This window comes from Tenacibaculum sp. ZH5_bin.1, from assembly GCF_042865525.1.
Taxonomy (GTDB): Bacteria; Bacteroidota; Bacteroidia; order Flavobacteriales; family Flavobacteriaceae; genus Polaribacter; species Polaribacter mesophilus.
This window is the reverse complement of the sequence record NZ_JBEGIO010000002.1, coordinates 119,243-144,165: the sequence shown is the minus strand read 5'-3', so window position 1 is coordinate 144,165 and position 24,923 is coordinate 119,243. Positions and strand designations below refer to the sequence as shown.

Genomic DNA, 24,923 nt, shown 5'->3' with positions numbered 1-24,923 from the left:
AAGTCTATTTCTAAATAATTATTTTCATCATTGAAAAAAAATTGTAGATTTGCGAATATCATACATTAAAAATTAAAAAAATGAATTTATTATTAATGATTTTAGCAGCTGTTGTAGTTGCAGTTCTTTTAGCATTACTTGTTGTTAAGTTTGTTCCTCTAAAAATGAGATGGTTAGTCTCTATATTATTATTAGGAGCAACTGTCTTTTTAGTATATAAAATTTATAATGGTGTTATGGAACCTATTAATTTTAACAAAGACAAGAGAGTACGTTATGCTAAGGTTATTAAGAATTTAAAGTTGATTCGAGACGCTGAAGTAAAATATAAAGAAGTTTACGGAACATATACTAATAATAAAGATACTTTGCTTGCCTTTATTAAAAATGGTCAATTAGCTATTACAGAAACTAAAAACGTTGAAAAAACTGTTGAGTTAGGTGGTGGTATTACTAAAGATATATCTGTTAAAGTTATTGATACTGTAGGGTACGAGCCTGTTTTAAAATACTTTGAAGGTAAAGAGTATGCTACTATGTTTGATGTTCCTGGTACAGAAGAAAAATTTGAATTAGCTACAGGTAGAGTTGAAAAAGTTGCTGGCTTAGAAGTTCCAGTTTTTGAGGCGAAGGTTTCTAAGAAACCTATCTTAAAAGGAATGAATCCTTCTTTAATAAAGCAAGAATTAGAAGCCATTGAGACAGATCAAATTAAAGGTGAGTTTGTTTCTGTTGGTTCTTTAACTGAAGTAACTGTAGGTGGTAACTGGCCTCCTTATTACGATAAAGGTGACGCAATTGCAAAAAAAGAGTAAAAAAATTAGCGCTAATGCGCAGTATAAAAGTTTATCCATCCAATTTAGTTTGGATGGATTTTCTTTTTGTATATCAAACTCAGAAACAAAAGAAACTCTTCTTTTTACCAAGTATACATTTTCTGACTCTATTGCTTCTCCAGAACTATTACTAGATAAAATCATCCGTGTTTTTGATACTGACAAAGATTTACAACAAGACTTTACATCTGTTTTTGCCATTCATCAAAACAATTTAGCTACGTTGGTTCCTAACAAGCTCTTTGACAGAAATAATTTAGTTCCATATTTAAATTATAACGTAAAAACATTAAAAACAGATTTTATAACCTACGATTTACATACTGTAATAGCTGCTAATACAGTTTATATACCTTATGTAAATATCAACAACTACCTTTTTCAAAATTTTGGGGAATTTGAATACAAACATCATTCAACGGTTTTAATAGATAAACTACTAAACTATTCTGAGAATGATTCTGAAGATCAATTCTTTGTATATGTTTCTTCTTCTTATTTAGATATCGTTGTTTGTAAAGAAGGCAAACTGTTATTTTATAATTCATTTTTATACAATACAAAAGAAGATTTTATATATTACATTCTTTTCACTGCTGAACAATTACAAATGGATCCAAATTCTTTCCAATTGACATTTATCGGTGATATTGAGAAAGAATCAGATATATATTCTATTACTTATTCATACATTCGAAATATTCACTTTATTAATCCAATTAATAGTTTTTTTGCCGATAGTAAAGACTTTTCGAATCACTCTAATTTTATACTCATAGCCTAATGCGAATTATTTCTGGAAAATATAAAAGTAAAAGAATTACAGCTCCTAAAAACCTGCCTGTAAGACCCACAACAGATATGGCAAAAGAGTCTTTATTTAATATTTTAAATAACTTCTATTATTTTGAAAACATTTCTGTACTAGATTTATTTGCTGGAACAGGAAACATAAGTTACGAATTTGCTTCTCGAGGTACTGAAACCATTAATGCTGTTGACGCTCATTATGCTTGTATAAAATTCATTAATCAGACAGCTAAGGATTTAAACATGTCTATTAACAGCTATAAAAGTGATGTATATAAGTTTTTAGAAAAAACGCCCCTTAAAGTAGATGTAATTTTTGCTGACCCTCCATATGACTTTGAAGAAAAACAATTTTTAAAAATAGCTGACATAGTTTTTGATCGCAACTTGTTAAATAATGATGGGCTTTTGATAATTGAACACTCAAAACATACAGATTTATCTCAACATCCCTATTATAACTATGAAAAACGCTATGGTGGTAACGTTTTTAGCTTCTTTGAAATAGTTAATGATAACCAAGAGTAATACTTATAACTAATTTATCTATTAAAACAACCTAATCAACTATAGAAAACTGAATTCCAACGAAATAAGCTATTTATTTTAAAAGCAAGTTATAATTTTATAATATAAATTTAAAACTATGTATTATGGAATTTAAAATTAAAAGCTCTAAAAATTATTTAAAGATATCAGGTGACTTAACTCTTACCAACGTTCAGCTTTTTGAAGTAATGATTTATTCTTTTATAAAAAAATATAAAGACATTAGCATAGATATTAGTAATGTTACTAATATTGATACTCTAGGGGTTAACTCAATTGTAGAAGCTTATCAGTTTTCTTTAAAAAATAAAAAGAATTTGCTTTTTTGTGGCAAAGGCTCAAAAGATATTATGGATGAATTATATTACAGAAATGTGGCATAAAAAAACAGCCATAATTTTATATGATATTATGGCTGTTTTTTTAATTAATAATTTAAGAATACATTTTCTCTCTTAATTCTTTTACTTTAGAGTCCTCTAAATATTCATCGAAAGTAGCATACTTATCAATAATCCCTTTAGGTGTAATCTCTATTATTCTATTAGCTACTGTTTGTGCAAACTCATGGTCATGTGTAGTAAACAATATAGTTCCCTTGAAGTTTATTAATGAATTATTCAACGCTTGAATAGACTCTAAATCTAGGTGATTTGTTGGTTCATCTAGCATTAAAATATTAGCTCTTGTCATCATCATACGAGATAGCATACAACGTACTTTCTCTCCTCCAGATAATACATTACTTTTCTTTAAAGCCTCTTCTCCTGAAAAAATCATTTTTCCTAAGAAACCTCTTAAAAATACTTCCTCTCTCTCCTCTTCAGTTTGTGCGTATTGACGTAACCAATCTACTAAATTTAACTCTCCATTTTGAAAATAAGCAGAATTATCTGCTGGTAAATACGATTGAGTAGTTGTTACACCCCAACTATATTTACCTGAATCTGCTTCTTCATTACCTGAAATTACTTGATAAAAAGCTGTAGTTGCTTTAGAGTTTTTAGAAATAACGGCAACTTTATCTCCTCTATTCAAATTAATATCAACATTTGAAAACAATAACTCTCCTTCTGCATCCTTTTTTGATAAACCTTCAATATTTAAAATCTGGTCTCCCGCTTCTCTATCTCTTTCAAAAATAATTGCAGGATAACGACGTGAAGAAGGTTTAATTTCATCAACATTTAGTTTCTCAATCATTTTCTTACGTGAAGTTGCTTGTTTAGATTTAGCCACGTTTGCAGAAAAACGACGAATAAACTCTTCTAATTCTTTCTTTTTATCTTCTGCCTTTTTATTTTGTTGAGCTCTTTGTTTAGCTGCTAATTGAGAAGACTCGTACCAGAAAGTATAATTTCCTGAATAATGATTAATTTTTCCAAAGTCTATATCAGAAATATGCGTACAAACAGCATCTAAAAAGTGACGGTCATGAGATACTACAATTACTGTGTTATCATAATTTGCTAAGAAATTTTCTAACCAAGAAATAGTTTCAAAATCCAAATCGTTTGTAGGCTCGTCCATGATTAATACATCAGGATTCCCAAATAAAGCTTGTGCCAATAATACACGTACTTTTTTCTTAGAGTCTAATTCTGATAATAATGTGTAATGATCTTCTTCTTTAATACCCAAATTTGACAGTAAACTTGCAGCAGAAGCATCGGCATTCCAACCGTCCATTTCTTCAAAACGAACTTGTAACTCACCAATTTTTTCTGCATTTTCGTCAGAATAATCAGCATATAATGCATCTATTTCTGATTTTATTTTGTGCAGTTCTTTGTTTCCCATTAACACAGCTTCTAAGGCAGTATACTCATCAAAAGCATAATGATCTTGTGTTAATACAGACATTCTCTTTCCTGGTTCTAAATGAACTTGCCCTGAAGTTGGTTCTTGTTTTCCTGATAAAATCTTTAAAAATGTAGATTTTCCCGCTCCATTTGCTCCGATAATTCCGTAGCAATTTCCTTGAGTAAACTTTGTGTTTACTTCATCAAACAAAACACGTTTTCCAAACTGAACTGATAAATTAGAAACTGATAACATGTATATTTTTTTAAATTCCGTGCAAAAATATAAAAACTAAAGACTATAAAAGAATTTGCATTAAAGTTTTTAACATCTTACTTTTGGCTCGTTTTAATTCGTTTTTAACAACGAATTAACAGCCTAATATTAAAGAGTTATCTATTTTTGAACTTTAATATTTAGGATAATTTGAATTATGATTAAGTATTTTATACCTCTCATATTAATTGTGTTTATTGGATGTAATAAGTCTGATAAGGATAAGCCTACCTATTTTGGAGGTAAAATTATCAATCCTAAATGTGATTTTGTTGTATTATCAGACAATTACGATTTTAACGACACTATACCTCTTAGCAAAAATAATACGTTCCTAGGTAGCTATAAGAAATTTAAAGAAGGTTTATACATCTTTCATCATGGTAATGAGCTTCAATATGTATACATGCAACCTTCTGATAGTTTGTTAATTAGACTGAACACATGGGACTTTGATGAATCATTAGTTTTTAGCGGTATAAATGCTGAACGTAATAATCTCTTGTTAGAGTCCTTTTTACAATATGAGCAAGATTTTAAAAATACCTTCGCATATCTTTCTTTACCTAAAAATGAATTTTTGGCTAAGATAGATTCAATGAAATCAGATAAAAAGATTATTCTTGAAAACTATAAAACTAACAGTAATGATGTTTCTGGTTTTTTAGATGTTTTTGATATATCTTTAAACTTCCCTTTATATACTAGATTAGAACAATATGCTATTAAAAATTTAAATAATAACATTCAAAATTTTAGTAGTTCTTATTACAGTTACCGCGAAAAGGCTCCTAATAAAGACTCTTTGATGTTTTATGGACCTTACTACAGATTCGTGATGGAAAAAATTAATAATGATGCTTATCAGAAAAGTAACGGAGTGAAAACTGATAAATTCACACAAAATCTTTTGCATGCCATTAACGAAAATGTAACTCTCGAGACTGTTAAAAATAAAATGTTGTACAATGCTGTTATTCGTAATTTTTACGAAGAGCCTAGTAGCGAAGTTAAAAGTGAAGCATTTTTTACTTTTTTTAAGTTAAACACCAACAACGAGCATAAAAAAAATGTTCAGCGTTTGATTAATGATTTAAAAGTTCTAAATAAAGGAGAGAAATTACCTCCTTTCAAACTAATTGCAGCAGACGGAGAGTTAAAAGAGTTTTCTAACATTTCTAAAAATAAAAACACTGTTGTTTTATTAAAAAACTACGAGTATGCATCAGATGATTGGGTTTCTTCTCGTTTCAATTATTTAGTTAAAAAAAATCCTGATATTAATTTTGTTCTTGTTAATTTGTGCGACTCTTCTAAAAGATTTACAAAAAACGTAGATGTAAAATATCAATACACCATACCTAGCGAAAGTGCCGTATGTGATTTTACCACCAGTAAATTTCCTCGTATGATTTTAGTTGATAAAAACGGAATTATTCAAAATGGTTATACTAGCTTATCTGCTAAAGATATAAATATAGAAATAAGCAACTTACAAAAAACAAAATAGTTAGCCTCTATTCATTTTATTTAGTGTACTTTTGCACCGTCCAAAAAAATCGTGCTAAAACGATTTAATTAATATTAATTATAGAATTCGCGGAGGGGCATCTGTGGGTTCTCTAAAAACACAGTATGTCAACATTTTTAGATTTAGGTTTGCAAGAACCTATCAATAAGGCATTAACCGATTTAGGTTATGAAAAGCCAACAGTAATTCAAGAAAAAGCAATTCCACAAATAATTTCTTCTACAGAAGATTTAAAAGCATTTGCACAAACAGGTACAGGTAAAACTGCTGCCTTTAGTTTACCTATTATTGAACTTGCTGATCAAACAAGCACACACACACAAGCAATCATCTTATCTCCTACTCGTGAACTAGCAGTACAAATAGGAAAAAACATTGAAGACTTTTCAAAGTATTTACCTAACTTGAAAGTAGCTACTGTTTATGGTGGAGCTAACATTGAAGAGCAAATAAGAAAACTTAAAAAAGGGGTACAAATAGTTGTAGGTACTCCTGGTAGAACTGTAGACTTAATTAAAAGAAGAGCTTTAAAACTTGGTAATGTACAATGGTTAGTACTTGACGAAGCTGATGAAATGCTTAACATGGGCTTTAAAGATGAACTAGACCAAGTTTTAGAAGCTACACCAAACACCAAACAAACATTATTGTTTTCTGCAACTTTTCCTAGAGAAGTAGAAGATATTGCAAAAAACTACATGACTAACCCTGTAGAAGTTACATCTGGACAAAAAAACCAAGGCTCAGATAATGTAAGTCATGAGTATTACTTAGTAAACGAAAAAACTCGTTATCCTGCTTTAAAAAGAGTAGCTGATTTAAACCCTGATATTTACGGAATTGTTTTCTGTAGAACACGTAGAGAAACACAAGAAGTAGCTAATAACCTTATTAGAGATGGCTATAATGCTGATTCTTTACATGGTGATTTATCACAAGCTCAACGTGACTCTGTAATGGAGAAGTTTCGTAAAAAGAACATTCAAATATTAGTAGCTACTGATGTTGCTGCTCGTGGATTGGATGTTAACAACTTAACACACGTTATTAATCATAAATTACCAGATCAAATTGAAAACTACAATCACCGTAGTGGTAGAACTGGTAGAGCCGGTAACAAGGGAGTTTCTATTGCTTTAGTAAGCAAAAAAGAACAAGGCAGGTTACGTCCTATTGAACGTATTATAAAAAAACAATTTGTTCACACTCCTATTCCATCTGGCAAGGAAATATGTCAAAACCAATTATTTCATTTAATTGATAAAGTTCATAATACTGAGGTAAACACAGAACAAATTGAAGGTTTTTTACCAAGTATTTACGAAAAATTAGAAGATTTAAGTCGTGAAGAGTTAATTCAAAAGTTTGTTTCTTTAGAGTTTAACACCTTCTTATCTTACTACGAAAATGCTCCTGATTTAAACAACTTATCTTCAAGGGAAAATTCAAGAGGACGCTCTTCTAGTGAAAACATGACCCGTTTCTTCATCAATTTAGGAAGAAAAGATCGTTTAAACCCAGCCAAGTTAATTGGTTTAATCAACGATCAGAACATAGGTGATAAAATTGAAATTGGAGCTATAGATATATTAGATACTTTTTCTTTCTTTGAAGTCGATAAAAACTTCGAAAAAGAAACTTTAGATGCCTTTGCAGCAAATGATCCAGATTTTAATGGACGATCAGTGAATATCGAAATTACTAAAAACGATCGTAGTGGTGGTGGAAGAAAATCACGTAGAAGTGGTGGTAGCGGATTCAATGGTAAAAAACGTAGAAGTGATAAGCCTACTGATAGCAGAAAAAATTTTGGTAGAAGACGTAACGAAAACAGTTCTTCAAGAAGAAGTGATAACAAACCTGCTGCAGGTTTTGGTAGAAAACGTAGAAGAGATTAACAGTAGTGGTAGTGCTTCTGCTTCATTTCAATATTAATTATGCTAGGGAATAATAGTTTTATCTCTTTTAATTTAACATTACTATAAGGCAGTATTAAAATTAATGTAAAACTACATGATTAACGTAAGTTAACTGATAATATAACCGTACATTTTTTGTACGGTTTTTTATTTTGTTTTATATTGGCTAACGCTTACTTAAAAAGATTAAAATTGCTAAAAACTACGCTTATCACATTTAAACACACGGATAAAAGAAGTTTTTATTCTTTTATCCCAAATTGAATCAACCACAACTTTTACTATAGTTCAACAACTTAAATAATAAATCTAAATTCATAATTTAAAAAATAGAATGAAGTATATATATTTATTAGCCCTTTTTATTTCTATCAACTCATGTTCTCAAAATGAAAAATTAAATTTTGAAAACAATGGCGGTATGATATTGAAACTAAACTTTGATAAAACAAATATTGAATTCAAAGAAAAGATTATTCAAAGGGTTAAATTTTTCTGTGAATTAAATGATAAATATCAACGAGAATATGATTTTTCATCACTTGTAAATGAATCTAAAAATGAACTTATTTTTAAATTCCCCTTCCTTTTGACACAAAAGGACTTAGATAAACTTATATTATCTAAAGGAGAAATGTTAATCTCTAAAAATAATAATTACTTAAAAAAGGATAAGATAAAGAAACTCGAAACATCCTTTAATCAGTTATTACGTCGTAATATTGATGTTATTTTTAACAATAAAGAAATGTTATTAAGTTATTTAAATAATAGTCTTAATGAAGAAATTGTTATGACAGTAGATAAAGACACTGTATCTTCTTCAATCATTAGACAAATACCCAATAAAATTGAAAAATTGCCCTTTAGCATATCTTTAAACTACAATTCTGAAATAATATATACAATAGTTAGTCACCTTTATGAAAGGAATCTTAAAATAGACTTAGTACACAAAAATATTTATTTAAACTCAGCAAAAGGTATAATTAAAATGAAACCAGAAATGTTTTCTTTTTATAAAAAACTTAGGTCTTTATTTAAAGAAAACTACAGTTTAATGTATAATATATTAAATGAAATTCCTCCTACTGATAAATCTTTAAGTAAAATCCTACTAAATAGAGATCTAGAATTCATAATAAAACACAATTTTGATGATTTTTTAGTAGCCTCTAATTTTAACAATATTGATTCTTTAAAAGATTTTTTCAAGCAATTTAAATTTATTAACAGTTATAAAAATAAATTCGGTAATGAAGCTCAAGAAGAAATCTTAAAAATTATTAATATTATTAATAAAATTGAAAATTATAAGTAAACTACACATAACAATGACTAAAAGTAATTTCTTGTTCTTGTCTACTTTTTTATAAAGTATAAATTTAAAAATCCCCGCTTAGACGGGAATTTTTGTATTATAAAATAAGTAAAGACAGTCTATTGAAACAAATCAGAAGATAAATAGCGGTCTCCTCTGTCGCAAATAACTGCAACGATCACACCCTTATCAATCGTTTTAGCTATTTCTAAAGCTGCATGTACTGCTCCTCCACTACTCATTCCTGCAAAAACACCTTCTTCTTGCGCTAATTTTCTAGTCATGTTTTTAGCATCATTTTCATCTAGCTCCACTACTTGGTCTACCTTACTTTTATTAAAGAATTTTGGTTGGTATTCTGGCGACCACTTACGAATTCCTGGTATTCTAGCTCCGTCTTTAGGTTGTGCTCCTACAATTTGTACCTCTGGATTTTGTTCTTTTAAATAGGTAGAAACTCCCATAATGGTTCCTGTAGTTCCCATCGCTGAAACAAAATGAGTTACTTCTCCTTCGGTGTCGTTCCAAATTTCTGGACCTGTAGTTTTATAGTGTGCTTTCCAGTTATCGGTGTTTTCAAACTGATTCAGCATAAAATAGCCTTTTTTATAGCGTAACTCTAGCGCGACATCTCTAGAACCTTCAATACCTTTTTCTGCATCCGTTAAAATAACCTCAGCTCCGTAAGCACGCATGGTTTTTACACGTTCTTCTGTAGAGTTTTCTGGCATTACCAATACCATATTTACTCCTAAAACTTTTGCCATGAGTGCTAACGCAATTCCTGTGTTTCCACTAGTTGCTTCTACTAAATAATCTCCTGGACGGATATTTTTCCTTTTAATAGCTTCAGCAATCATATTAAAGGCTGCTCTATCTTTTACACTTCCGCCAGGGTTATTTCCTTCTAGTTTTAATAATAGCTTTACGCCTTCCTTTTGAAGAATGTTTGAAACTTCTATGAGTGGCGTATTCCCTATACTATCTATAATTGTTTTAGTTTTCATGGTTGATTTTCGTACCTACATCATTTAACATAGGATTTTCTAGTGGTTATTTTATTTTCTGACTCATAGGTTACAATAGATCCTTCGGGTACAGAGGTGGTTACGCAAACATTAGCACCAATTATACTATCTCTTCCTATCACTACATCGCCTCCTAAGATAGTTGCGTTGGCATAAATGGTTACATTATTTTCAATGGTTGGGTGCCTTTTTGTGGATGCTAATTCTTTCTTTACTTGAATTCCTCCTAGGGTAACTCCTTGATATATTTTTACGTTTTCTTTAATAATGGTAGTTTCTCCAATTACAATTCCTGTTGCATGATCTATAAAAAACGAATCGCCAATCGTTGCTCCTGGGTGGATATCTGTTCCTGTTAATCCATGCGCATATTCACTCATCATTCTTGGTAAAATCGGTATTTTCATTTTGTACAATTCATGACTCAAACGATATACAGCAATCGCATGAAACCCTGGATAGGCTAGATACACTTCACCTAAGCTTTTACAGGCTGGGTCAGTCTTTTCAAATGCCTTGGCATCTAAATCTAACTTTTCTCGTATTCCACAAAATGTTTGTTGGTATGCAGCCCATGTTACCGAAGCATTTTTGATAGCCAACCCGTTTAAAATTTTTTTAAACTTTTCTTTTAAATGATTTGCTTTTTCTTGACATACATCATTAAACAATGCGTAAAATAATTGTTTTGTAAAATTTGCTACATCATCTTTTAATGATAAATCGTATTGTTTAAATTGCATTTATTCTTTTTTTACAAAAATAACTAACTTTCAGGAGCTAACTCAACCTCTAATCCTTCTAATTCAAGTGTTATTTGAATCTGACATCCTAATCGGCTATTTTCTTCTACATGAAATGCTTCTGCTAACATTGCATCTTCATCATCATTCATTTCTGGCAATTCATGATTTGATTTTACATAACATTGACAAGAGGCACACATCGCCATTCCTCCACAGATTCCAATAGTTCCTTCTGGAGCAAGCTCATAAGAACGAACTACCTCCATTAAATTCATTGCCATATCTGTCGGAGCAACTACCTCGTGCATTACACCTTCTCGATCTGTTATTTTTATATTAATATCTTGATTATCCATCAGTAACAATTTATTATAGGAATCAGTAGTTAGGTAGGCTATTTTAGTTTTGCTGGTGAAGGGGCTTACTAAAAATTTGTAATTACAACAAACTTATTCGCTAAACTCCTAACTACTTTCATCCTAATCCCCAATTATTCAATTGCTTTTACTACCGCTTTTGGCGCTTCTTTTCTTGTTCCATCAAAACCGTCTACACCACCAACAGTGGTATATTTCATCACATATTTTTTATCTGGATATATACGTTTATAAGCACTTTGACACATTAACGTTGCTTCGTGGAATCCACATAAAATCAATTTTAATTTTCCTGGATAAGTATTCACATCACCAATGGCATAAATACCTTCAACATTCGTTTGATAATCTAACGCATTGTTTACTTTAATCGCGTTTTTCTCAATTTCTAATCCCCAATTGGCAATAGGACCTAACTTTGGCGCCAATCCAAATAGCGGAATAAAATGATCAGTATCTATCATGTAAGGTTCTTTCCCTTTTTCTTCTACTACAACACCTGTTACATAATTTTCTCCTAATACTGCTTTTACCTCAGCAGGTGTAATTAAGTTTATCTTTCCTAAATTCTTTAACTCTTGAACTTTTTCTACAGAATCTAATGCTCCTCTAAACTCATTTCTTCTGTGAATTAAGGTTACCGATTTTGCTACATCTGTTAAGAAAATAGACCAATCTAACGCAGAATCTCCACCTCCAGCAATTACCACATCTTTATCACGATACAGTTCTGGTTCTTTAATCATGTACTCCACTCCTTTGTCTTCAAAATCAGCAATATTTGGAATAGGTGGTTTACGAGGTTCAAAACTTCCCAGTCCTCCTGCAATAGCTACAACAGGTGCTTGGTGTTTTGTTCCTTTATTGGTAGTTACGATAAATGTTCCATCGTCTTGCTTTTCAATAGTATCTGCACGCTCACCTAAGGTAAACCCTGGTTCAAATTGCTTGATTTGTTCCTTCAGATTCTTCGTTAAATCTCCTGCTAAGATCTCTGGATATGCTGGAATATCGTAAATAGGTTTCTTTGGATAAATTTCTGAACACTGCCCACCTGGTTGTGGTAAGGCATCAATTAAATGACAACGTAATTTTAATAACCCTGCTTCAAAAACGGTGAATAGCCCTGTTGGACCCGCTCCAATAATTAATATATCTGTTTGTATCATGTCCTCTTTATTTTGTCACTTCCACTACGCTCAGTGACCTCTCTCTATTTTATAAATTTATAGATTTCTTCATTTTAGCCTGTCTTGAGCTTTTCGACTTCCCTCAAGATAAACTTGGGCGAAAGATTACTTTACTAAACTCTCAGTTAGCTTATTTAATGTTTCTACTTTTTGTTCAAAGTTTCCTTTGATGGTTTTTCTATAACTATTTAAGTTTTGTACTAATTGATTGATGTCTTCTGGAATTACTTCTTCAAAAAACTGACGCAATCTTTTAGCAGTTGTTGGCGATTTTCCATTGGTTGAAATAGCTACTTTTACATTTCCTTTGGTTACAATTCCGCCCATATAAAAATCACAATACGGTGGATTGTCTGCTACATTCACCAATTTATTTTGGCTCCTACAATCTTTATACACTTGTATATTTACTTCAGGAACATCAGTAGTTGCAATCACCAAATGTTTTCCTTGTAAATACGTGTCGTTATAGCTATCTATTATCATATTCACCTCACCTTTTTGAGCTACTTCAACAGTTTCTTCTCTAAAAAAAGAAGCTACCATAGTTACCTTAGCATCTGGACTCGATTTTAATAAAAATCGTAGTTTTTCCTCTGCTACGAACCCTCCACCTATAATTAGCACTTCCAATTCTTTAGTCTTTAAAAAGATTGGATATAAATTATTTCTTTCTTCCATTATACCACTTCTTTTAAAGCTACTTCTTGTTGCACTTGTAGTAATTGCTGTCTGTGATTTACCACATCTCCTAACAGAATAATAGCAGGATTACTCAAGTTATTTTTAGCTACGACTTCTTCTATCGTATCTACAGTACCGATTCCTATTTTTTCTTCGGGAGTTGTTCCGTTTTGAATAATGGCTACTGGTAATTCGTTCTTTCCTTCTTGCTTAAAAAGCTGAATGATTTCAGAGAGTTTGCCCATTCCCATTAAAATAACAACCGTTGCATTGGATTTTGCTGCCAAAGCAACATCATTTGATAATTGGTGCTGTTTGGTGGTTCCTGTAATGACCCAAAAACTTTCTGAGCTTCCTCTTTTTGTCAACGGAATGTTCTGATACGCTGGTACTGCTAAGGATGAAGAAATTCCTGGTACTACAGCAACCTCTAATCCGTGTTTGGCTGCATATTCCATTTCTTCTGCTCCTCTACCAAAAATAAAAGGGTCACCTCCTTTTAAACGTACTACATGTCCGTGAGAAAATCCTCTCGCGACAATCAATTCATTGATTTGTTCTTGTTGATAACGGTAGCACCCTCTTCGTTTTCCCACAAAAATTAATTCTGCATTCGGATTCACATATCCTAACAGTTCGTTATTCACCAATGCATCATACAATACTACATCAGCTTGTTCTAATACTTTGATGGCTTTTAAGGTGATTAAATCAGCATCTCCTGGTCCTGCACCTACTACGGTTAATTTCGGTTGATTTTTCATTGGACTCTCCTTTTTTTAACTTTCTACGGCTGCCTTTCTATAAACATCTACTGTTTTATAAAATGCTGTTGCACTTTCTAAATATCCTTTTGCAAAAGCTTCCGTAGGTTCATTCTTATTAATTTGATAAATCAATTCTGAGAATGAACTTGATACTTCTATTTTATTTGTTGCTACAAACAATTCATCAAAATTGGTAATGATTCCTGCTTGTGTATTCGTTTTTGCTCCTTCTGCGGTTAACAGGGCTTTGGCAGTGTTAACCATAGCCGCATAAGCGTGGTAAATACTATCTGACCATTGCTGATTATTCAAGGCTTGTGAAGCATTTTCTAGCTTTTCTTCACTTTCAAAAAGTAAGGTTGCTACTAAATCAATTACAACTCCTGCACATTCCCCTACCCCTATGGCTTTTACATAATTTTTATCGTGACCCCAATCAATAAAATCATCTTCCGTTAAATTGGTGGTGTCTGATAACTCTTTTAAAAGCTCATAGAAATATGTTTTTCCTTGTCTATCGTAATAGCTTAAGAAGTCTTCATTGGGTTGTTTATGGCTTTCAAAGTTGTTTAATAAGATTCGTAAAGATTCTGGTCCTCTTTTACTTGGTATTTTTATCAACTTATCAGCAAAACGACCATTTCCTTCTCCTAAAACTCCTCCTCCAACTAATACTTGTAAAGCTGGTGCTAATAACTTTCCTACTTTTATAGACATTCCTTGAAAACCAATGTGCGCCATGTTGTGTTGTCCACAAGCATTCATACACCCACTAATTTTAATGGTAATATCTTTGTTATTTACATACTGTGGATATTCAGCTTTTAACACACGTTCTAACTCTGCTGCAATTCCTGTACTACTTGCAATACCTAAATTACATGTGTCGGTTCCCGGACATGCAGTAATATCATTCAAACTATTATATCCTGCGTCTGCAAAACCTAACTTTTGTAGTTCCGCATAGAAAAATGGTAAAAACTCCTCTCTTACGTGACGAATCAAAATATTTTGACGTAACGTAAAACGCAACTCATTTGCCCCATATTTCTTGATTAAATCAGCTAGCAAGCGTGCTTTATCGGTATAAAAATCTCCTAAATGTACTTTAATACCTATCGCGTATAACCCCTCTTGCTTTTGCTTGAAAACATTCGTTGTTTTCCAGTTTTGATACGCTTCTTTATCTTCTATTACTACAGATGGAACTTTGTTCGTTTCAAAAACAATGTCTTGTTCAAAATCAGCTGTGTCAATTGGATAAGTTTTATACGCTAATGCATTTCTTTCAGCTGCTACTAATTCTAAGAAAGTATCAACACCTAAATCTTTTACCAAGAATTTTAAACGAGCTTTGGCTCTTTTTGCACGTTCTCCATAACGGTCGAACACACGTAATACTCCTTCAATAGTTGGTATCAATAAATCTGCTTCTAAAAACTCATAAATTACATCGGCATGACGTGGTTGTGACCCTAATCCTCCTGCCAATAATACCTTGAATCCTTTTACTTCTTTACCGTCAACTGTTTTCTTTTTTGCAATGAATCCTAAATCGTGAATAAAACTCAACGCGGTATCTTCTTCTGTTGCAGAGAAAGACATTTTGAATTTTCTTCCCATTTCTTGACAGATTGGATTACGTAAGAAAAATTGAAAGGTTGCATGTGCATACGGTGTTACATCAAACGGTTCTTTCGGATCGATTCCCGCAGTTTCTGAAGCTGTAACATTACGTACTGCATTACCACATGCTTCACGTAACGTAATATCGTCTTTCTCTAACTGTGCCCATAATTCAGGGGTTCTGTCTAAACTTACGTGGTGAATTTGAATATCTTGACGTGTCGTAATGTGTAAACGACCACGAGAATATTCGTCAGAAACATCCGCTATTCTATACAACTGTTCACTCGTAACTTTACCATACGGTAATTTTATACGAATCATTTGTACCCCAAACTGACGTTGCCCGTAAATTCCTCTGGCTAGACGTAAGCTTCTAAAACGTTCTTCATCTATTTTTCCTTCGTTAAACAAACGTATTTTACGTTCTAACTCTAGGATATCCTTTTCTACTAAAGGGTTTTCTATTTCTGATCTAAAACTTTGCATGTGGTTTTTTAATAGTTGTTTGCTTATAAAAGCGTTGTTATTCGTTATGTAAGAACTTTTGCTTTGCTAACAATTGTTCTTCTGTTTCTACATGTGCATCATCTGGCACACAACAATCTACCGGACATACTGCCGCACATTGTGGTTCTTCATGAAACCCTTTACACTCAGTACATTTATCAGGTACTATAAAATAGTATTCATCAGATACTGGTTCATTCTCCTCATCTGCATTTACCGAAGTTCCATCCAATAAGGTTACATTTCCTTGTAATGAAGTTCCTTCACTATATTTCCAGTCACTTGCTCCTTCATAAATGGCTGTATTTGGGCATTCTGGTTCACAAGCCCCACAGTTGATGCATTCATCTGTAATGATTATTGCCATAACTTTTAAATTTTATTACTTGATAAAACCAACTCCTGACGTATTGTTCGTTTTGGGGTTGATAATGATAAATGCTCCGTTTGCCTTATTTTCTTCATATGAATCAACAAATAAAGGCTTGCTTACTTTTAAACTTACTTCGCCTATTTCGTTTAATGATAATTTGGCAGGCGCTTCTTCTACTCCAGAAAAATCAGTACGAACAATTGTTTTTAACTCCGTTATTTTCGCTTGTACATCATTTACTCCATGTTTAATGTAATACTTTTCTGAAGCTTGTAATGGCGCTTTATCCATCCAACAAATAGTAGCTTCTAACTGTTTTACCACAGAAGGTTCTTCTCCTGTTTTAACCAACATATCACCTCTACTTACATTTACATCATCTTCTAAAGTGATGTTTACAGAGCTTCCTCTTTTTGCTCTTACATATTCTTTATCAAAAAATCGAATGCTTTTTATGGTAGATTTTGTTGCTGATGGTAATACCGTTACACTATCTCCTACTGCTAAATCACCTCCATACAATTTCCCAGCATATCCTCTAAAATCATGATACTTATCCGTTTTAGGTCGAATAACTGTTTGCACTGGGAAACGTGCTTTTGATACTTCTTGCGTATCTTCAGATCCCAAGTTTTCAAGGTAATTCAGTAATGTTTCTCCTTTATACCAAGGGGTGTTTTCTGAAGACTTCACAACATTATCTCCTTTCAAAGCTGAAAGAGGTATGAATGTGATATTTTGATTTTGATAGTCGCTCTTCTTAGCTAGATATTCTATCTCACCTTTAATCTGATTGAATTTTTCTTCTGAAAAGTCTACCAAATCCATTTTGTTTACAGCTACTATCACGTCTTTTACTCTCAATAAATTATTGATAAAGAAATGACGATAGGTTTGTTCTACCACTCCATTTCTGGCATCTACCAAAATGATAGAGGCTTGAGAATTTGAAGCTCCAGTAACCATGTTTCTGGTATACTCAATATGACCTGGAGTGTCGGCTATAATAAAGCTTGTTTTTGGTGTTGAGAAATATATGTGAGCTACATCAATAGTAATTCCTTGTTCACGTTCTGCTACCAACCCATCTGTGGCTAAAGAAAAGTCTAAGTAATCAAATCCGCGTTGTTTACTTTTTTCTTCTATCGCTTCTAATTTATCTTGGGTTAATGATTGTGTATCGTATAAAATTCGCCCGATTAGTGTACTCTTTCCGTCATCTACACTTCCTGCTGTTGCTATTTTTACTACGTTCATATTTTATGTTGTTGGCGATTGGCTATTAGCCTTTAGCACTTGCCTAGTTTTATTTTGTTATTAATTTTCATATTGCTAACAGCCAAGAGCTAATAGCAAAAACCTTTTTTAAAAATATCCTTGTTGTTTACGTTTTTCCATTGCTGCTTCAGATCGTTTATCGTCTATCCTTGCTCCTCTTTCTGATATGGAAGATTCTCTAATTTCGTCTACTACTGTATCAATATCTATTGCATCTGATAAAACTGCTGCCGTACAACTCATATCTCCTACTGTTCTAAAACGAACCATACGCTCTTGTACTTCTTCTTCCTCTTCTCTATACACAACTTCATCGTTTGCAGACCAGATTAACCCGTCTCTAATAAAAGTGGCTCTTTTATGAGCGAAATAGATGGATGGAATTTCAATTTTCTCTTGTTGTATATACGACCAAACATCTAACTCTGTCCAGTTAGAAATTGGAAAAACACGTACATTCTGACCTAAATCAATTCTTCCATTTAGCATATCAAACAACTCTGGACGTTGATTCTTTTCATCCCATTGTCCAAAATCATCTCGTACTGAAAAAATACGCTCTTTAGCTCTCGCTTTTTCTTCATCTCTACGCGCTCCACCGATACATGCGTCGAAACCAAATTCTTCAATGGCATCTAATAACGTTTCGGTTTGTAACATGTTTCGGCTAGCGTACTTTCCTGTTTCTTCTTTTACTTTACCAGCATCAATATTGTCTTGTACTTGACGAACAATTAACTCAACACCTAATTCTTCTACCAAACGGTCTCTAAATTCAATCGTTTCAGGAAAATTATGTCCTGTATCGATATGTAATAAAGGGAATGGAATTTTTGCTGGATAAAATGCTTTTTGAGCAAGTCGCACCAGTGTTATGCTATCTTTGCCCCCCGAAAACAATAACACCGGTTTTTCAAATTGCGCGACTACTTCTCTTAATATATATATGGCTTCACTTTCTAAAGCTCCTACTTGTATCGTTTCTGTATTCATAATCATGTTCTTTAAATATGTAAACCACATTCTCTGTTACTTTCTACTTTTGTGGGATCGAAGTACTTAAACTCGTTAGGTAATTGATGCTCTTCTAAATAAGCATCTAACTTCTCATCTGACCAATGGTAAAACGGACTCACTTTTAATATTCCATCTTTACTTCTTGAAACAATATCAATACTATCTCTAAAAGCTGTTTGTCCTTTTCTTAAGTTCGTAAACCAAACATCTGGCTTATGTTCTTCCATCGCTCTTTTAAAAGGCTCTAACTTCACTTGCTCAGTAAATACCGCATGTTTTGGGTCATCAACTGTTGGTAATCCTAAAGTGATGTTTCTGTGTGCTACCGTTTGTTTAGGTACATACAACTGAATGTTTAATTGTAATTTTTCAATTAACTCTTCAGCATGTTTATAGGTTTGTGGAGTATTATATCCTGTATCACACCAAATAACATCTATACTGTTTTTTACTGATGCTACTGCGTGTAAAATGGCTCCTTCATAGGGACGAAAGTTTGTAGTTACTACGGCTTTATTTGCTTGTAGTAATGCCCAAACAATAATCTCTTTTGGAGATTTGTTTTTTAACTCTGCGTTTACTGCTTCTAAATTCATTGTTTCTATACTCATTTTTTGCCCCATTTAATACTGTTCCAAACTCTTTCGTGAAAAAAATACAATAGCATTTTTGTTACTAATTCTACAGCTCCAATTGAAAAAGCTGTTTTTACTTGTCCTGTAATTACCCATGATATTAATATTGTATCTATGGTACCAACAACTCTCCAACTTATTGATTTTATAATGCTTCTTAGTGGCTTTTCAGAAAGCTTATCTTCTTTATAATTAGCTTTATTTTCTACTACTTGTTCTACAATCATTTTTAAAATACCATTACCCTATCGGAATACTAGGTTTTAAGTCGACAAATATACAGATGCTTTTTAATTTTCCAAGGGGAAATCAAAAAAATATTTGAATTTTACAATTTGTTAATGCTACACTAAATCTGCAAGTGTGTTATTACGAAGTACTTGTAGCGTATTATCTCTTACTTGAATCATTAGTTTGTGTACTGAGCATGCTTCTTCATCTGGACAGTCATCACATTTTTCATAATAATTCAAACTAACACATGGTACCATAGCAATAGGTCCTTCTAGTGTTCTAATAACATCAGTCATTTTAATTTCGCTCGCAGGCTTTAGCAAATAATAGCCTCCACCCTTTCCTTTTTTTGCTCCTAAAATCCCTGATTTTCGTAAGGTAAGTAATATGCTTTCTAAAAACTTGTGTGAAATGTTTTCGTTTTCTGAAATGGTAGCTATTTGTACCATAGTGCCCTTTTCTTGTTTTGCAATAAAAGTAAGCGCCTTAATTCCGTATTTTGTTTTCTTAGAAAGCATATCACAAATATATGCTTTACTTCTTAATTATTTAATGCTTGATTTAAATCGTTAATTATATCCTCTACATTTTCTAGTCCTACCGAGCATCGTACCAATCCATCTGTTATTCCTACTTCTAATCGATCCTCTTCACTTAACTTACTGTGAGTGGTTGATGCCGGATGTGTTACAATCGTTCGTGTGTCTCCTAAATTTGCTGATAATGAGCATACTTTTATACTATTTAAAAAGTTGCGTCCAGCTTCAATACCTCCTTTTACTTCAAAAGCGACAATGTTTCCTCCCAATCGCATTTGCTTTTTTGCAATTTCATACTGTGGATGCGACTTTAAAAATGGATACTTTACCAAGTTGACCTTCGGGTGCTCTTCTAAAAACTGCGCCACCTTCAACGCATTCTCGCAATGTTTTTCCACTCGTATCGATAAAGTTTCTAAGCTCTTAGACAGCACCCAAGCATTGAATGGCGACATTGCAGGTCCAGTGTTTCTTGAAAACATATAAATTTCTCTTATCAGTTCCTCTTTTCCTACTACAACACCTCCTAAAACACGTCCTTGACCATCTATTAACTTTGTTGCTGAGTGAATTACCAAATCTGCTCCAAATTTGATAGGATTCTGTAAGTACGGAGTTGCAAAACAATTATCTATCACTAACAATAAATTGTGCTTCTTTGCAATGCTTCCTAACAACTCTAAATCTAAAATATCAACTGCTGGATTTGTTGGAGTTTCAGCATACAATATTTTTGTATTCGGCTGAATTAAACTTTCAATCCTATCTACCTCATTAATTTTAAAATAACTCGTTTCTATATTCCATTTAGGTAAATACTTTGTAAACAAGCTATGAGTTGACCCAAAAACAGAGCGACACGACACAATATGATCTCCCGCATTTAACAGAGCTCCAAACGTTGAAAATACTGCAGCCATACCCGTTGCAAAAGCATACCCTACTTCTGCACCTTCCATAGTTACTATTTTATTGACAAATTCTGTGGTATTCGGATTTGAGAATCTACTGTATAAATTCTTCTCCTTTTCTTCTGAAAAAGATGCTCGCATATCTTCAGCATCATCAAACACAAAACTTGAGGTTAGGTATAAGGGTGTTGAATGTTCTGAAAATTGAGAACGCTCTATTTGCGTTCGTATAGCTTGTGTTTCAAAATTTTTGCTCATGTTGTTTTTTTAGATGTTTGACCGCTTCATTGTCAGATAAAAGAATCAAGATTTGTGGGTCTTAGCTCTTATATCTTTTCTCTCTGCTCTATTTTCTTGGTTCTTGTTTTTAAGTTTTCTATTCCTTTTTTCTGATGTCACTTCGAGTAAAATTATTGAAATGAAATAAAAATAATTTTGTACCGAGAAGTATTCTAATAGTTCTCGATACAATTTTTACTTCGTTAACACTCCATAAAAATCACTCGAACTGACAAAGGCTTTAGTAAATCTTATCTCTATTTTCTTTGTTCTCTTTTCTAGTTATTATTCTTGGCTAATCGTAAAATGTCTCCAAACACTCCTCTGGCTGTAACTTTTGATCCTGCTCCTGCTCCTTGTATTACTATGGGTTGTTCTCCATATGATTCTGTGTAGATTTCAAATATGGCATCTGAACCTTTTAGACTTCCTAAAGGTGAATTTTCTGGTACAGATACTAATTTTACATCTAACTCTCCTTTTGTTTGTTGTAAGTCTCCATGTAAATCTCCGATATATCTCAGTACGTGTTTCTCTTCTTGTGCTTCTTTTTGCTGTTGAAATGTAGCATCTAGTTTTTCTAAGTTTCCTAAAAACTCATCAGAAGATATTTCTCTAAACTCTTCTGGAATCAAGTTTTCTATCTGAATATCCTCAAACTCGTTTTCTAAATCTAATTCACGTGCCAAAATCAATAGTTTTCTGGCAACATCATTTCCACATAAATCTTCACGAGGATCCGGTTCTGTAAACCCTTTATCAATGGCTTCTTGTAACACCGTTGAAAATGTTACGTCTTCCGAAGAAAATTTATTGAATAAATAACTTAATGATCCTGAGAACACTCCTCGAATTCTGGTTATATTCTCTCCTGAATCGTGCAATAATTTAATCGTATCAATCAATGGTAAACCTGCGCCAACATTGGTTTCATACAGGTAACTCTTCTTATTTTTATCTAAGGTTTTTCGTAACTCTTTATAAAAATCGTACGAAACAGTATTCGCTATTTTGTTAGAAGAAACCAAGTCGAATCCAGCATTGACTAAAGGAATGTAATTTTCTATAAAATCTACACTTGCTGTATTGTCTACTGCTATTAAATTTTCTAAATGATGTTCTTTTGCATAGTCAATTACACTATCAACTGTATGCTTATCTTCTACTGCTTTTTCAAGCTCATTCAACCAATTAGTTCCAACTCCATTTTTTGCTAACAACACTTTTTTAGAGTTCGCAATCGCAAAAATGTTCAGATAAATTTTACGTCTTTCTAAAATCGATTTTGAATTTTCTAAAATTTGTTCAATCAAGGTTCCTCCAACTAATCCTTTACCAAAAACAGCTATGTTTATCTTTTTAGCAACCCCAAATACTTGACCGTGAATCACATTCAACGCCTTGTGTAATTGCTCTTTTTTAACTACCAAACTTACATTCTTACCTGTAATGGTATTGTTGAATAACAAGGGAACTATTTGGTTCTTAATTAAAGCGTTGTATGGCTGATGAAACTCACTTAAATCTTGCCCAATAATTGAAATTACAGATACTTCTTCCTGTATCGAAATCTGGTTTACATCTTTTGTTTGTATGTCATTTTCAAACTCTTGCTCTAAAGCTTTTACAGCAGCAGTTGCATTCGATTTGTCGACCACTAAACCAATTCCTCTTTCTGAAGAACCTTGCGAAATAATGCTCACGCTAATTCCATGATTACTCAATGCTTTAAAAATACGTGCATCTACCCCTACTTTACCTAACAAACCTCTTCCTTCAAAATTGATTAAAGCAACCTTGTCTAAAACCGATAAGGATTTGATTCCTTTTAAGGTTGACTTTGCTGTAATAAGCGTTCCATTATCGTTAGGATTGAAAGTATTTAAAATTCGAAGATTGATGTTCTTCTCTAACAACGGAATAATTGTTTTAGCGTGTAAGATGTTCGCCCCAAAGTTTGCCAATTCATTTGCTTCGGAAAATGACAATACCTCTATTTTCTTAGCATCTGCCACCAAATCAGGATTTGCCGTGAAGATTCCATCAACATGCGTGTAGTTTTGCAACTCTTCAGCATCTAGATAGTTCGCTAACAACGAGGCTGTGTAATTACTTCCGTTTCTACCCAACGTAGTAGTTTCGTTTTTTAGGTTTGAAGCTATAAACCCCGCTACCACATTCACAGTTGTTCCGTTGTACTGCTTAAAATGATTTAATACATTTTCTTTAGAAATTTCAACAATCGATTGTCCTTTTCCTACTATTTCATCCGTTTTTAACAACGCTCTTGAATCTGTAGCTAGTGCATTGATTCCTTTTTGTTGTAATAAATCTGTTACCGTTTTTATCGATAATAACTCACCTTGAGCTAACACTTCATCTTTTATCTTTTGGCTATAATCTCCTAACAAACTAACTCCCTCAAACAACTTTTCTAAGCGATTAAATTCCGTAGAAAAATCTACTAACGGAGTTAATTTCGTTTGCTCATATCGAAATGCTTCTAATTGTTCTTTAAAAGTTTCATTTTTAGCAGCTCTTTCTAAGAGTTCTTCCAGTTCATCTGTAGCATTTCCTCTTGCTGATACTACCACTGCTATCTTCTCTCCATTATTAATTTTCTGTTCTATGATAGATACTACATTTTGTATCCCTTCATTCGACAAAGATTTTCCGCCAAACTTTAAAATTTTCATTCTCTTACTTGTTGATTTTTGATTGAATATAGGTTCAATAATTTTTTCTAATTGCTTGTATTCTATTAAGAAAGCATCATGCCCATGATCTGAATTAATTTCATTATAGGTTACATTCGCATGGGCTGATGCCAGTTGTTTGTGTGTTTCTCTGTTTTCTTCCGCAGTAAAAAACAAATCAGAATCTACGCCAACAATATGGATGTCTGCCTCGATTCTCTCTAATACATCTAGCTCTTCTCTTCCTTTTGTAACATCAATGGTTTTTAATAACTGATTCATCAATTTGTAAGAAGCTAACTGATAGCGTTCTTGTAATTTTTTTCCGTGATGTAGCAGCCAGCTTTCTACATTAAAAATCTGTAACTCTTCATTTTTTGAGCGTTGAAAACGTTTTTTAAACGACTCTGGCGTTCTGTAACACAACATTGCATGCATACGTGCATCGTGCACAGGATTACTAGAATTGATTAAAAATTGCTCTTGTATTTGACAATTTGCTATCAACCAATCGGTCGATTTCCAATCGGTTGCTACAGGAATTAAATGCTCGGTAATTTTCGGATTCAACACAGCCATTTCCCATGCTATTCCACCTCCTAAAGATCCTCCTATCAACGCAAATAATTGTGTTATGTTGAGTTGTTCTAGCCCTTGTAGAAAAATGTTTGCAATATCACGTGCTACGAAACTTTTGTAATCATCTATTAAGAAATTATCATAACCATTTCCTGGAATGTTAAAGCACAAAATGGTATATTCATTAGTATCTATAACCTTGGCTTCTCCTATTAAATCTTGCCACCAACCTTGGCTTCCAGCAACATTGCTATTTCCTGTGAGTGCGTGGTTAATAAGTACCACAGGAGCGGTACTCAATGCTTTTCCAAAAACTTGATAGCTTAACGGAATTGTATCGAATTGTGTACCGCTTAATGTGGTATAACTAAGAATATTAATATGCTGCAAATCACTTTTCATTATTGAT

Annotated in this window: 23 protein-coding genes; 7 read left to right on the top strand and 16 right to left on the bottom strand. The window is 32.7% G+C overall.

The genetic code is table 11. The annotated features are described in order from the left end of the window. Positions 1-80: 80 nt before the first annotated feature. From ABHQ57_RS08660 to ABHQ57_RS08645, 4 genes are all read left to right on the top strand, one after another. Complete coding sequence (locus tag ABHQ57_RS08660) at positions 81-815, top strand: hypothetical protein (RefSeq protein WP_073182894.1); 735 nt, start codon at positions 81-83, stop codon at positions 813-815. Then, positions 790-1,620, top strand: a complete 831-nt coding sequence (locus ABHQ57_RS08655) for a DUF3822 family protein (RefSeq protein ID WP_389863318.1) — start codon at positions 790-792, stop codon at positions 1,618-1,620. The genes ABHQ57_RS08660 and ABHQ57_RS08655 overlap by 26 nt, the downstream gene beginning before the upstream one ends. Next, on the top strand, positions 1,620-2,174 hold the full coding sequence (locus ABHQ57_RS08650; protein WP_073182896.1) for an RsmD family RNA methyltransferase: 555 nt from the start codon (positions 1,620-1,622) through the stop codon (positions 2,172-2,174). The genes ABHQ57_RS08655 and ABHQ57_RS08650 overlap by 1 nt, the downstream gene beginning before the upstream one ends. Before the next feature lie 125 nt (positions 2,175-2,299). Continuing rightward, positions 2,300-2,578 carry an STAS domain-containing protein gene (locus ABHQ57_RS08645; protein WP_047789535.1) on the top strand — a complete coding sequence of 93 codons (279 nt, stop codon included), beginning with the start codon at positions 2,300-2,302 and terminating at the stop codon, positions 2,576-2,578. Between the two features lie 52 nt (positions 2,579-2,630). Here ABHQ57_RS08645 and ABHQ57_RS08640 read toward each other — a convergent pair whose 3' ends face one another. Continuing rightward, positions 2,631-4,253 carry an ABC-F family ATP-binding cassette domain-containing protein gene (locus tag ABHQ57_RS08640; RefSeq protein WP_167713928.1) on the bottom strand — a complete coding sequence of 541 codons (1,623 nt, stop codon included), beginning with the start codon at positions 4,251-4,253 and terminating at the stop codon, positions 2,631-2,633. Positions 4,254-4,431: 178 nt separating this feature from the next. Here ABHQ57_RS08640 and ABHQ57_RS08635 point away from each other — a divergent pair, with 178 nt between their 5' ends. The 3 genes from ABHQ57_RS08635 to ABHQ57_RS08625 all read left to right on the top strand — a co-directional run bounded on the left by ABHQ57_RS08635 (position 4,432) and on the right by ABHQ57_RS08625 (position 9,045). Continuing rightward, positions 4,432-5,784 (top strand): hypothetical protein, encoded by a 1,353-nt coding sequence (locus ABHQ57_RS08635; protein ID WP_167713929.1) that lies wholly within the window; start codon positions 4,432-4,434, stop codon positions 5,782-5,784. Positions 5,785-5,909: 125 nt separating this feature from the next. Further along, a complete protein-coding gene (locus ABHQ57_RS08630; RefSeq protein WP_167713930.1) occupies positions 5,910-7,703 on the top strand; it encodes a DEAD/DEAH box helicase in 1,794 nt (597 codons plus the stop codon). A 355-nt stretch (positions 7,704-8,058) separates the two neighbouring features. After that, on the top strand, positions 8,059-9,045 hold the full coding sequence (locus ABHQ57_RS08625) for a hypothetical protein (protein WP_047789531.1): 987 nt from the start codon (positions 8,059-8,061) through the stop codon (positions 9,043-9,045). 119 nt (positions 9,046-9,164) lie between these two features. Here the strand turns inward: ABHQ57_RS08625 and cysM are convergent, their stop codons facing one another. The 15 genes from cysM to thrA form a co-directional block, all read right to left on the bottom strand. Then, the gene (gene cysM / locus ABHQ57_RS08620; protein ID WP_047789530.1) at positions 9,165-10,052 is read right to left on the bottom strand and encodes a cysteine synthase CysM; all 888 of its coding nucleotides are present in this window, start codon (positions 10,050-10,052) and stop codon (positions 9,165-9,167) included. A 20-nt stretch (positions 10,053-10,072) separates the two neighbouring features. After that, a complete protein-coding gene (epsC, locus tag ABHQ57_RS08615; RefSeq protein ID WP_167713931.1) occupies positions 10,073-10,816 on the bottom strand; it encodes a serine O-acetyltransferase EpsC in 744 nt (247 codons plus the stop codon). A 23-nt stretch (positions 10,817-10,839) separates the two neighbouring features. Beyond that, positions 10,840-11,175: a 2Fe-2S iron-sulfur cluster-binding protein gene (locus ABHQ57_RS08610; protein ID WP_073182911.1), complete on the bottom strand. Its 336-nt coding sequence runs from the start codon at positions 11,173-11,175 to the stop codon at positions 10,840-10,842. Between the two features lie 134 nt (positions 11,176-11,309). Further along, positions 11,310-12,365: an NAD(P)/FAD-dependent oxidoreductase gene (locus ABHQ57_RS08605; protein ID WP_167713932.1), complete on the bottom strand. Its 1,056-nt coding sequence runs from the start codon at positions 12,363-12,365 to the stop codon at positions 11,310-11,312. Positions 12,366-12,491: 126 nt separating this feature from the next. Continuing rightward, positions 12,492-13,067, bottom strand: coding sequence for a bifunctional precorrin-2 dehydrogenase/sirohydrochlorin ferrochelatase (locus tag ABHQ57_RS08600; RefSeq protein ID WP_159495368.1), 576 nt, complete (start codon positions 13,065-13,067; stop codon positions 12,492-12,494). Continuing rightward, positions 13,067-13,834 (bottom strand): uroporphyrinogen-III C-methyltransferase, encoded by a 768-nt coding sequence (gene cobA / locus ABHQ57_RS08595; RefSeq protein ID WP_159495367.1) that lies wholly within the window; start codon positions 13,832-13,834, stop codon positions 13,067-13,069. Before cobA ends, ABHQ57_RS08600 begins: the two co-directional genes overlap by 1 nt. Positions 13,835-13,849: 15 nt before the next feature. Next, positions 13,850-15,952: a HEPN domain-containing protein gene (locus ABHQ57_RS08590; RefSeq protein ID WP_167713933.1), complete on the bottom strand. Its 2,103-nt coding sequence runs from the start codon at positions 15,950-15,952 to the stop codon at positions 13,850-13,852. Positions 15,953-15,989: 37 nt separating this feature from the next. Beyond that, positions 15,990-16,340 (bottom strand): 4Fe-4S dicluster domain-containing protein, encoded by a 351-nt coding sequence (locus ABHQ57_RS08585; protein ID WP_167713934.1) that lies wholly within the window; start codon positions 16,338-16,340, stop codon positions 15,990-15,992. Positions 16,341-16,355: 15 nt separating this feature from the next. Then, positions 16,356-17,603 carry a sulfate adenylyltransferase subunit 1 gene (locus ABHQ57_RS08580; protein WP_167713935.1) on the bottom strand — a complete coding sequence of 416 codons (1,248 nt, stop codon included), beginning with the start codon at positions 17,601-17,603 and terminating at the stop codon, positions 16,356-16,358. 108 nt (positions 17,604-17,711) lie between these two features. After that, complete coding sequence (gene cysD, locus ABHQ57_RS08575) at positions 17,712-18,617, bottom strand: sulfate adenylyltransferase subunit CysD (protein WP_196781629.1); 906 nt, start codon at positions 18,615-18,617, stop codon at positions 17,712-17,714. Between the two features lie 11 nt (positions 18,618-18,628). After that, positions 18,629-19,237, bottom strand: a complete 609-nt coding sequence (locus ABHQ57_RS08570) for a phosphoadenosine phosphosulfate reductase family protein (protein WP_159495372.1) — start codon at positions 19,235-19,237, stop codon at positions 18,629-18,631. A gap of 11 nt (positions 19,238-19,248) precedes the next feature. After that, the gene (locus tag ABHQ57_RS08565) at positions 19,249-19,503 is read right to left on the bottom strand and encodes a DUF2061 domain-containing protein (protein ID WP_073182924.1); all 255 of its coding nucleotides are present in this window, start codon (positions 19,501-19,503) and stop codon (positions 19,249-19,251) included. 117 nt (positions 19,504-19,620) lie between these two features. After that, entirely contained in the window at positions 19,621-20,028 is a 408-nt protein-coding gene (locus ABHQ57_RS08560; RefSeq protein WP_047789518.1) for an Rrf2 family transcriptional regulator, read from the bottom strand. 23 nt (positions 20,029-20,051) lie between these two features. Continuing rightward, positions 20,052-21,218 (bottom strand): O-succinylhomoserine sulfhydrylase, encoded by a 1,167-nt coding sequence (locus ABHQ57_RS08555; protein ID WP_167713937.1) that lies wholly within the window; start codon positions 21,216-21,218, stop codon positions 20,052-20,054. A 299-nt stretch (positions 21,219-21,517) separates the two neighbouring features. After that, positions 21,518-24,916 (bottom strand): bifunctional aspartate kinase/homoserine dehydrogenase I, encoded by a 3,399-nt coding sequence (thrA, locus tag ABHQ57_RS08550; protein ID WP_389863302.1) that lies wholly within the window; start codon positions 24,914-24,916, stop codon positions 21,518-21,520. Between the last annotated feature and the right edge of the window lie 7 nt (positions 24,917-24,923).